We start from the raw sequence: 9,708 nt of genomic DNA, 5'->3' as shown, positions 1-9,708 counted from the left end.
ATGGCGACCTTCGAGTTCATGCTGCCGTACTACGGCGACGTGGCGTTGATGCAGGCCGCCGTGCGCAGCATCCTGGGGCAGACCGACCCGGACCTCCGGCTGACCGTCATCGACGACGGCAAGGAGCCGGACGTCCCGGGCTGGTTCGCCGAACTCGGCGACGAGCGGGTCCGCTACCTGCGCAACGAGCAGAACCTGGGGATCACCAAGAACTTCCAGAAGTGCGTGGAGCTGTCCACCGCGGACCACGTGGTGATCATGGGCTGCGACGACCTCCTGCACCCGCACTACCTGGAGACCGTCCGGGCGATCCTCAACGCCAACCCGGACCTGGGCATGGTGCAGCCGGGCGTCGAGGTGATCGACGGTGACGGCGTGGTCAGCTACGGCCTGGCCGACAACGTGAAGGGCAAGCTGTACGCCCCGAACGTCAAGGGCCGGCGCCTGATGGGCGGCGAGGAGCTCGCGGCCAGCGTGCTGCGCGGCAACTGGCTGTACTTCCCGTCGATCTGCTGGCGGGGCGAGGCCCTGCGCCAGGTCAACTTCCGCGACGAGTACTCGGTGATCCAGGACCTGGCACTGGTGGTCGACCTGCTGGAGCGGGGTGAGTCGATGATGATCGACAACACCACGGTGGTCTTCCAGTACCGCCGCCACGCGGTCAGTGAGTCATCGGTGCAGGCCTTCTCCGGCACCCGCTTCACCGAGGCGGAGCGCTACTTCAACGCGGTGGCCGAGCGGATGGACGCCCGCGGCTGGCCCAAGGCCGCCCGCGCGGCCCGGGTCCGCAGCGCCTCCCGCTTCCACGCGCTCACGATGCTCCCCGGCGCCCTGCGCCGCGGCCAGTCGGACGGTGCCAAGGTGCTGCTCCGGCACGCGCTGACGGCGGGCCAGAAGCACTGACCGCCTCGATCGGTCGCAGCACGGCAGTGGGCCGGTAGTCCGACTCGGACTACCGGCCCACTGCCGTGTGCGGAGGGCTTCCGGCGTGACCGTCAGTCCAGGATCGCGGCCAGTCGGCCGAACGCTCCGGCACCTTGCGCCGGGTACGGGTTGACCGTCGGGCAGTTGAGCTTGCCCGGGTCCACCGATGGCGTGAGCAGCGGCTTGAGGTCCTTCGGCTTGCCGCACTTGCCCCCGGGCGCGTAGCGGGAGCAGTGGCCGTCGAAGTCCGCGGTGCCCTGCGCGGTCCAGGCCAGCGCGCCGGTGCCCCAGCGCGGGTCGGGCATGTACTTGCTGGCGGTGGCGGAGCCGGCCATGCCGAACAGCAGGCCCAGCGCGCAGATGGTGCCGACGGCCACGGCGCGCGGGTTGAACCGGGACGGGAGCCGCCAGCCGGTGGTCCACGGCGCCCCGCCGGCCAGGTCGGCCGCGGTGGAGCGGCGGCGGGCGGCCAGGTAGAAAGCGAAGCCGGTGAGGACCAGGAAGCAGTAGAGCAGCTGGGCGCTGGTCCGCGGGTAGAGCATGACGGCCTGGTCCTGCTCCATGTGGGAGGCGTACCAGTAGCGCATCAGCAGGGCACTCGCGGAGCAGGCGGCGGCGGTCAGGACGACGGCCCGGTTGACCCCGAGGGCCAGCGCGATCCCGAGTCCGACCAGCAGGAGGATCGAGAAGAGGCCGACTCCGCCGAGTTCGCCGGGGATCGGCCAGGTGCTCTGCGCGTCGGTGCCGGGCAGGTCGTCGCGCCACATGGCGAAGTACGTCGGCTCGACGTAGGTGTCGAAGTAGCAGTAGCGGTCGACGGTGCTGCCGGCCGATCCGAGCAGGCGGGTCAGATACGTGCCGGCCACGGCGAGGAAGACCCCACCCGCGGCGCCCACCGTGCACAGGGCGGTGAGCAGTGCCGGCGTGCCGGCGCTGCGGCGGGTGCGCAGCAGCAGGACCACCGCGAGGACGACCGCTCCGACGGCGGACCAGACGAACCAGCCGGAGTAGAGCAGGAACAGCAGGGCGAGCGCGAGGCCGAGGACGGCGCCGCGGACGGCGGCGGTCTTGCGCGAGATCCGCGGCGCCTGCTGGATCACCTGCATCAGCTTCGCCAGGACGGGGATGAAGGCGACCAGCACGAAGTTGGTGTACGGCTTGTAGGGCTGGGCCATCGGCAGCGCGGCCGTGACGCCGATCCCGAGCGCCCAGAGCGGGGGCAGCAGCAGCCGCCAGGAGAGGTAGGCGAGCGGTCCCAGCAGCGCGACGAACAGCAGGTCGACGAGCTTGAGTGCGTAACCGACCTGTCCGTGGGTGAAGTGTTCGGCGACGAAGGCGACGATGTGGGGGAACATCGGCGGGTAGGCGCCGTCGAGCGGCTTGCCGTCCAGCAGGGCGCCGACCCACGCCTGGAGGCTGCCGGAGTCGCCGCCCTGGGCGAACAGCGGCCAGTTGGTGTCGCGCAGCGCCAGCGAGATGCCGGAGGCCAGAATGCCCGAGGACAGGCCCGCGACCGCCGCGGCGGCGAACCGCACCGGGGTGTCCGACCAGCGGCGCATCGCCGGCCAGCAGACCATGACGATGCCGCCGAGCAGGAGGAGGAGTTGCAGCTGGATCGCGGCGAGGCCGCTGACCTGGCCTGTTCGTGATATGGGGTTCAGATTGACGAACCGGGCCAGCCAGGCCATCAGAAGTGCGGCCACGAGCGCGGTCAGGATCTCGGCGGTCCACAGGACGACGGGGACCCGACCAGCGGTGGCTGGTCTGCCCCGAGTGGACCGGGTGCGCTGGGTCTCGCCCGCGACGGATGCGGGGTACAGGTTCGTCACTGTTTGATCCTCGTTGAGCTGTCGCAAGCGGAATGATGCGCGGGCAGTGTGCGCTCCCGGGCACCCGGTCGTCACAGGTGCCCCGTGCGATTCTGCCAGGGCCGCAGGCGGCCTCCCCGGGCGGTGGCCGTTTTCGAAACGTCGGGTAAAGGGCGGAACGTCGAAATGCGACAAGAAGGTTGATATGGCGTTCCAAAAGCCATTCCTAATTCGTATGCATGCGATTCGTTGAATGATCGCGCTGGCCCCCACATCGGGCCGCGTGGCAGACTTCCGGTGCGATCCGACGAGTGGGGGAGCGCGCCGGGAGCGCCCGGCGTACCTATGAGCCGGACATGACGAGTACTGGTTCGACAAGTAGGGAAGTGTCTCGGTGCAGCCGCTGATCGACTCTGCCCATGCGTCCGACGGGCGGAGACGGGGGGAGGGCGACGGCGAGAGCGTGGCCGGGTCCGCCGCCACGACGCCGCCCTCGGCCGCTCGGATCCGACTACGGGCCCTCGCTGCGCACCGGTGGTTCTGGCCGGCGGCGCTGCTGGTCGGCTACCTCGCGCAGACGCTGTTCCGGTTCGTGCTGTCGATGCACAACTACTACCCGTCGGTGCACGCGGACGAGGACTCGTACCTCGTGATCGCCCGGGTGCTGGCCGGCCGGCCGACCACCGAGATGCCCGTTGGCGTCGTCATCCCCGGCGGGTACCCGCTGCTGCTGGCGCCGGCGCTACGGATCGCCGACAACCCCAACACCGCGTACCACTTGATCATGGGCATCAACGCGGTGCTCAACGCGCTGGTCTTCCCGCTGGTCTTCGTGGCCGCACGGCGCCTGGCCCTGTCCCGGCCGCACGCCTACCTGACGGCGGCCGCCGTGGCCCTGATGCCGCCGGTGATCTTCTACTCCCAGTTCGTCATGTCGGACACCGTCCTCCCGGTGCTCCTGCTGGCCTGGCTGATCGCGATGCACGGCTGGCTCTCGCCCGGCTCGCCGCGCCGTCGCGCGCTCTACGCGGCCGGGATGAGCCTGGCGGCCGGGTACTCGATGGCCACCCACGACCGCGGTGGCGTGGTCGTGGCGCTGACCGCGCTGGTCCTGGTCGTGGTGCTGGCCTTCGGCTGGGCGCCGCGGCTCTCCTCGCTGGCCGGCCTCGGCGTGCTCGCCGTGTCGCTGGTGGGCGTCAAGCTGCTGGCGGGCTTCGTCGAGAACCAGTTCAAGGACGTGCCGCCGAGCACGGTTGGCAACAAGGTCTTCGAGAACCTGGAGAACAGCCGGTACATCGGGACCATCGTCGGTCGCACCTTCGGCCAGCTCTGGTACTTCATGACCTCCACGTTCGGCTTCGGCGCGGTCGCCTTCGTGCTGTGCGTGGTGGTCCTCTTCCGCACCCGGTTCTCGGTGGCGGAACGGGTGGTGGCCTTCTGCATGACCGCCATGGTGTTCGGCACGGCGCTGGCCTCCGCCGCCGGCCTGGCGGACACCGACCGGCTGGACAACTGGGTGTACGCCCGGTACTGCGCGGTGCTGGTGCCGCTGTTCATGGTGGTCGGCCTGGCCGCCCTGTTCCGGGCGGGCCTGCGCCCGTTGCTGAAGCTCGCGCTGGTCGGCGCGGTGCTGATCGGGGTCATCCAGGTCTCGGTCTCGGCGTACGCGGGCCGTGAGCTCAAGGGCTGGGCCATACCGTGGACCGTGCCGGACGCGCAGTTCCTCTCGTCGGCCTGGGACGGCCTGCACATGGCCCGTACGACGACCGGCGCGCTGGCGGTGCTGGCCGCCTGCCTGCTGCTGCGGGCGTCGGGCGGCCGCAAGGTGGTCGCGGCCGTGGTGGGCTGCGTGACGCTCTTCGCCGCGTACGCGACGGTCACCATCACCGACAACATCGCCCGGCCGCACTCCACGAGTCGCCAGTACGAGGCCGTCGGCCTGGCCAAGGAGGCCGGCCTGCGCAAGGGCGACAACGTGATCCTGGACTGGGACTTCGACTGGGGCGTCAGGATGGCGCTGGCCTACGAGGTCTACTGGGGCCGGGTCTGGACCGACAACGTGAAGAACGGCAACACTCCGCCGGCGACGGCCACCGCGATGCTGCTCACCCTCGGCAAGAACGCCACGCCGGAGAGCAGCTGGGCGAAGCCGCTGCCAGGCTGGCACGTCGCGAAGTACAGCAAGGACCACGGCTGGGTGCTCTGGCGCAAGGACTGACCGGCGGGACCATCCGATCGGGGCCGGTGAGGTACACCTCACCGGCCCCGATTGGCATCCGGGCTGCTCCATGTGGCAGTATGTCCAAGTTGCTCGGTTGAGTGCCGATGCTGCGCGCCTCCCGCCGGGAGGACCGGAAGCGAGTCCCATGTACTCGTCGTTCCCGTGATGGCCGTCAAGCGTGAGTTCTACGCCACGGCAGCTGCGGGGCGGACGTACGGGAATCTTCCGGGAAGCGTGGGCGGGGCCTCGGCCCGGCTCCCCCCACCCCGAAATTTTGAAACCGACGAGTTCTTCGCCGGTTTTTTGCAAGCGCGAGTGCGACACGCCCGAGCGCGGGGGTCGGAGGGGGAGTCGTGCGGCAACTAAGGACAAAGGACTACTGAGTAGCCATGGCGGGACAGAAGATCCGCATCCGGCTCAAGGCCTACGACCACGAGGTCATCGACTCCTCGGCGAAGAAGATCGTCGAGACGGTGATCCGTACTGGTGCGCAGGTCGCGGGCCCGGTGCCGCTGCCCACTGAGAAGAACGTGTACTGCGTCATCCGCTCGCCGCACAAGTACAAGGACTCGCGCGAGCACTTCGAGATGCGTACTCACAAGCGTCTGATCGACATCCTCGACCCCACGCCGAAGACGGTTGACTCGCTGATGCGTCTCGACCTGCCGGCGGGCGTCGACATCGAGATCAAGCTCTGAGAGGCGCACCGAAGATGGCTAAGCAGATTAAGGGCATCCTGGGCGAGAAGCTCGGCATGACCCAGGTCTGGGACGAGAACAACCGGATCGTTCCGGTGACCGTCGTCAAGGCTGGGCCCAATGTCGTGACCCAGGTCCACACCGCCGACAGCCCGGCCGGCTACGACGCCGTCCAGATCGGCTTCGGCGAGATCGACCCCCGCAAGGTGAACAAGCCCCTCGCGGGCCACTTCGCCAAGGCCGGTGTCACCCCCCGTCGCCACCTGGTCGAGCTCCGTACCTCGGACGCTTCCGAGTACACCCTGGGCCAGGAGATCACCGCCGAGCTGTTCGAGGCGGGTGTCAAGGTCGACGTGACCGGCACCTCCAAGGGCAAGGGCTTCGCCGGTGTCATGAAGCGCCACAACTTCCGGGGCCTCGGCGCCGGTCACGGTGTGCAGCGCAAGCACCGCTCGCCCGGCTCGATCGGTGGCTGCGCCACCCCGGGTCGCGTGTTCAAGGGTGTGAGGATGGCCGGCCGGATGGGCCACGAGCGTGTGACCACCCAGAACCTGACCGTCCATGCCGTTGACGCGGAGAAGGGGCTGCTCCTGATCAAGGGCGCAATCCCGGGCCCGAACGGCGGCCTCGTCCTCGTCCGCACCGCGGCGAAGGGGCTGTGAGGATATGAGCACCATTGACATCCTGTCGCCCGCGGGCGACAAGACCGGCAGCCTTGAGCTGCCGGCCGAGATCTTCGACGCGAAGGTCAGCGTTCCGCTGATGCACCAGGTCGTCGTGGCGCAGCTCGCTGCGGCCCGTCAGGGCACCCACAAGACCAAGACTCGTGCCGAGGTCCGCGGTGGCGGCAAGAAGCCGTACCGCCAGAAGGGCACCGGCCGCGCCCGTCAGGGCTCGACCCGTGCGCCGCAGTTCGCCGGTGGTGGCGTCGTGCACGGTCCCGTGCCGCGCGACTACTCGCAGCGGACCCCGAAGAAGATGATCGCCGCCGCCCTGCGCGGTGCGCTCACCGACCGGGCCCGCCACAACCGCATTCACGTCGTCACCGGCGTGACCGCGACCGAGGCGCCGTCGACCAAGGCCGCCAAGGGCCTGTTCGGCAAGATCACCGAGCGCAAGAACATCCTCCTCGTCGTCGAGCGTGCCGACGAGCTGGGTCTGAAGAGCGCCCGCAACCTGCCGCACGTGCACATCCTGGACGCCGGTCAGCTGAACACCTACGACGTGCTCGTCTCCGACGATGTGGTCTTCACCCAGGCCGCCTTCGAGCGTTTCGTGGCCGGTCCGGCCGCGTCCGCCAAGGCCGTTGCCGCTGAGGGCGAGCTCGAAGGGAGCGCCGCCTGATGAGCGACGTTACGAGCAAGACGTTCACGGACCCCCGTGACGTCCTGGTGAAGCCGGTCATCTCCGAGAAGAGCTACAGCCTTCTCGACGAGAACAAGTACACGTTCATCGTGTCGCCGGGCGCCAACAAGACCCAGATCAAGCAGGCCGTCGAGGCGGTCTTCTCGGTCAAGGTCGAGGCTGTCAACACGATCAACCGTCAGGGCAAGCGCAAGCGCTCCAAGACGGGCTTTGGCAAGCGCAAGGACACCAAGCGCGCCATCGTGACGCTGGCCGAAGGCAACCGCATCGACATCTTCGGTGGTCCGGTCTCCTAACGGAGATCGTGATCGTCGATAAGGACGAGGACGAGAGAGCCAAATGGGCATCCGCAAGTACAAGCCGACTACGCCGGGCCGTCGTGGCTCCAGCGTGGCCGACTTCGTAGAGATCACGCGGTCCACGCCGGAGAAGTCGCTGGTTCGCCCCCTGCACAGCAAGGGCGGCCGTAACAACGCCGGTCGGATCACCGTTCGCCACCAGGGTGGCGGTCACAAGCGCGCCTACCGCGTGATCGACTTCCGTCGTCACGACAAGGACGGCGTGCCGGCCAAGGTCGCGCACATCGAGTACGACCCGAACCGCACTGCGCGCATCGCGCTCCTGCACTACGCGGACGGCGAGAAGCGCTACATCATCGCGCCGCGTGGCATCGCGCAGGGTGACCGGATTGAGAACGGCGCTGGCGCCGACATCAAGCCGGGCAACAACCTGCCGCTCCGCAACATCCCGGTCGGTACCACCATCCACGCGGTGGAGCTGCGTCCCGGTGGCGGTGCCAAGATGGCCCGCTCCGCCGGTTCCGGCATCCAGCTGCTGGCGCGTGAGGGCAAGATGGCGCACCTGCGCATGCCCTCCGGCGAGGTTCGCCTGGTGGACGCGCGTTGCCGCGCCACCGTCGGCGAGGTCGGCAACGCCGAGCAGTCGAACATCAACTGGGGCAAGGCCGGCCGTATGCGCTGGAAGGGCGTCCGCCCGACCGTGCGTGGTGTCGCCATGAACCCGATCGACCACCCGCACGGTGGTGGTGAGGGTAAGACCTCTGGTGGCCGCCACCCGGTCTCGCCGTGGGGCCAGAAGGAGGGTCGCACTCGTCGCCCGAAGAAGGCGTCGAACGCTCTCATCGTGCGCCGCCGCAAGACCAACAAGAAGCGCTAGGAGCAGGTCAGATGCCGCGCAGTCTCAAGAAGGGCCCCTTCATCGACGGCCACCTTCTCAAGAAGGTGGACGCGCAGAACGAGGCGGGTACCCAGAACGTCATCAAGACCTGGTCCCGTCGCTCCGTGATCTTCCCGGCCATGCTCGGCCACACGATCGCGGTGCACGATGGCCGTAAGCACGTCCCGGTGTTCGTCACCGAGTCGATGGTCGGCCACAAGCTCGGCGAGTTCGCGCCGACGCGTACCTTCCGCGGTCACGTCAAGGACGACCGCAAGTCGAAGCGTCGCTAGTCGCCAGCGAGATTACCGACTCAATGACTTACACCAGCAAGGGGACAACCATGGAAGCCAGGGCCCAGGCGCGGTACATCCGCGTCACGCCCATGAAGGCCCGCCGCGTGGTGGACCTCATCCGTGGCCTGCCGGCCACGGAGGCCCAGGCCGTCCTGCGTTTCGCTCCGCAGGCCGCCACCGTGCCCGTCGGCAAGGTGCTCGACAGCGCTATTGCCAACGCCGCGCACAACTACAACCACTCCAACGTGGACGACCTCGTCATCAGCGAGGCGTACGTTGACGAGGGTCCGACCCTGAAGCGGTTCCGTCCGCGTGCGCAGGGTCGTGCCTACCGGATCCGCAAGCGGACCAGCCACATCACCGTGGTCGTCAGCAGCAAGGAAGGGACCCGGTAATGGGCCAGAAGGTTAACCCGCACGGGTTCCGCCTCGGCATCAGCACGGACTTCAAGTCCCGCTGGTACGCCGACAAGCTGTACAAGGACTACGTCAAGGAAGACGTTGCCATTCGTCGCATGATGACGAAGGGCATGGAGCGCGCCGGCATCTCCAAGGTCGAGATCGAGCGCACCCGCGACCGCGTCCGCGTCGACATCCACACCGCTCGCCCCGGCATCGTCATCGGTCGCCGTGGCACCGAGGCCGACCGCATCCGCGGCGACCTCGAGAAGCTGACCGGCAAGCAGGTCCAGCTGAACATCCTCGAGGTCAAGAACCCCGAGCTGGACGCCCAGCTCGTGGCTCAGGGCGTCGCGGAGCAGCTGTCCTCCCGCGTCTCCTTCCGTCGTGCCATGCGCAAGTCGATGCAGGGCACCATGAAGTCCGGCGCCAAGGGCATCAAGGTCCAGTGCTCCGGTCGTCTCGGCGGCGCCGAGATGAGCCGTTCGGAGTTCTACCGCGAGGGCCGTGTGCCGCTGCACACCCTGCGCGCGAACGTCGACTACGGCTTCTTCGAGGCCAAGACCACCTTCGGCCGTATCGGCGTGAAGGTCTGGATCTACAAGGGCGACGTCAAGAACATCGCCGAGGTCCGCGCTGAGAACGCCGCTGCCCGCTCGGGCAACCGCCCGGCCCGTCCCGAGGGTGGTCGTCCCGCCCGCGGTGGCGAGCGCCGTGGTGGCGAGCGCGGTGGCCGCGGCCGTCGCCCCGCCGCTGCCGAGGCCACCGCGGCCCCGGTCGCCGAGGCTCCGGCTGCCGAGAACACCGGAACGGAGGCCTGAC

General features: G+C 68.7%; 11 protein-coding genes. 10 read left to right on the top strand and 1 reads right to left on the bottom strand.

The genetic code is table 11. The features are described from left to right. Positions 1 to 903 carry a glycosyltransferase family 2 protein gene (locus ACIRYZ_RS09055; protein ID WP_402941552.1) on the top strand — a complete coding sequence of 301 codons (903 nt, stop codon included), beginning with the start codon at positions 1 to 3 and terminating at the stop codon, positions 901 to 903. A 92-nt stretch (positions 904 to 995) separates the two neighbouring features. On the opposite strand, the gene ACIRYZ_RS09050 is transcribed toward ACIRYZ_RS09055, so the two are convergent. After that, the gene (locus ACIRYZ_RS09050) at positions 996 to 2,753 is read right to left on the bottom strand and encodes a hypothetical protein (RefSeq protein ID WP_402941550.1); all 1,758 of its coding nucleotides are present in this window, start codon (positions 2,751 to 2,753) and stop codon (positions 996 to 998) included. A 442-nt stretch (positions 2,754 to 3,195) separates the two neighbouring features. Here ACIRYZ_RS09050 and ACIRYZ_RS09045 point away from each other — a divergent pair, with 442 nt between their 5' ends. From ACIRYZ_RS09045 to rpsC, 9 genes are all read left to right on the top strand, one after another. After that, complete coding sequence (locus tag ACIRYZ_RS09045) at positions 3,196 to 4,950, top strand: hypothetical protein (RefSeq protein WP_402941547.1); 1,755 nt, start codon at positions 3,196 to 3,198, stop codon at positions 4,948 to 4,950. Between the two features lie 392 nt (positions 4,951 to 5,342). Beyond that, positions 5,343 to 5,651, top strand: coding sequence for a 30S ribosomal protein S10 (rpsJ, locus tag ACIRYZ_RS09040; RefSeq protein WP_012785157.1), 309 nt, complete (start codon positions 5,343 to 5,345; stop codon positions 5,649 to 5,651). 14 nt (positions 5,652 to 5,665) lie between these two features. Beyond that, entirely contained in the window at positions 5,666 to 6,313 is a 648-nt protein-coding gene (gene rplC / locus ACIRYZ_RS09035; protein ID WP_393025368.1) for a 50S ribosomal protein L3, read from the top strand. A gap of 4 nt (positions 6,314 to 6,317) precedes the next feature. Continuing rightward, complete coding sequence (gene rplD, locus ACIRYZ_RS09030; RefSeq protein WP_393025371.1) at positions 6,318 to 6,995, top strand: 50S ribosomal protein L4; 678 nt, start codon at positions 6,318 to 6,320, stop codon at positions 6,993 to 6,995. Continuing rightward, positions 6,995 to 7,312, top strand: a complete 318-nt coding sequence (gene rplW, locus ACIRYZ_RS09025; RefSeq protein ID WP_030280768.1) for a 50S ribosomal protein L23 — start codon at positions 6,995 to 6,997, stop codon at positions 7,310 to 7,312. The genes rplD and rplW overlap by 1 nt, the downstream gene beginning before the upstream one ends. A 43-nt stretch (positions 7,313 to 7,355) precedes the next feature. Further along, positions 7,356 to 8,192 carry a 50S ribosomal protein L2 gene (gene rplB, locus ACIRYZ_RS09020; protein WP_402941543.1) on the top strand — a complete coding sequence of 279 codons (837 nt, stop codon included), beginning with the start codon at positions 7,356 to 7,358 and terminating at the stop codon, positions 8,190 to 8,192. An 11-nt stretch (positions 8,193 to 8,203) separates the two neighbouring features. Further along, positions 8,204 to 8,485: a 30S ribosomal protein S19 gene (rpsS, locus tag ACIRYZ_RS09015; RefSeq protein ID WP_030055821.1), complete on the top strand. Its 282-nt coding sequence runs from the start codon at positions 8,204 to 8,206 to the stop codon at positions 8,483 to 8,485. A 50-nt stretch (positions 8,486 to 8,535) separates the two neighbouring features. After that, entirely contained in the window at positions 8,536 to 8,883 is a 348-nt protein-coding gene (gene rplV / locus ACIRYZ_RS09010; RefSeq protein WP_030055822.1) for a 50S ribosomal protein L22, read from the top strand. Further along, a complete protein-coding gene (gene rpsC / locus ACIRYZ_RS09005; RefSeq protein ID WP_402941540.1) occupies positions 8,883 to 9,707 on the top strand; it encodes a 30S ribosomal protein S3 in 825 nt (274 codons plus the stop codon). The genes rplV and rpsC overlap by 1 nt, the downstream gene beginning before the upstream one ends. Position 9,708: the final 1 nt, after the last annotated feature.

This window comes from Kitasatospora sp. NPDC101155, from assembly GCF_044768305.1.
In the GTDB taxonomy this organism is placed as follows: Bacteria; Actinomycetota; Actinomycetes; order Streptomycetales; family Streptomycetaceae; genus Kitasatospora.
This window is presented reverse-complemented; position numbering and strand designations above follow the sequence as displayed.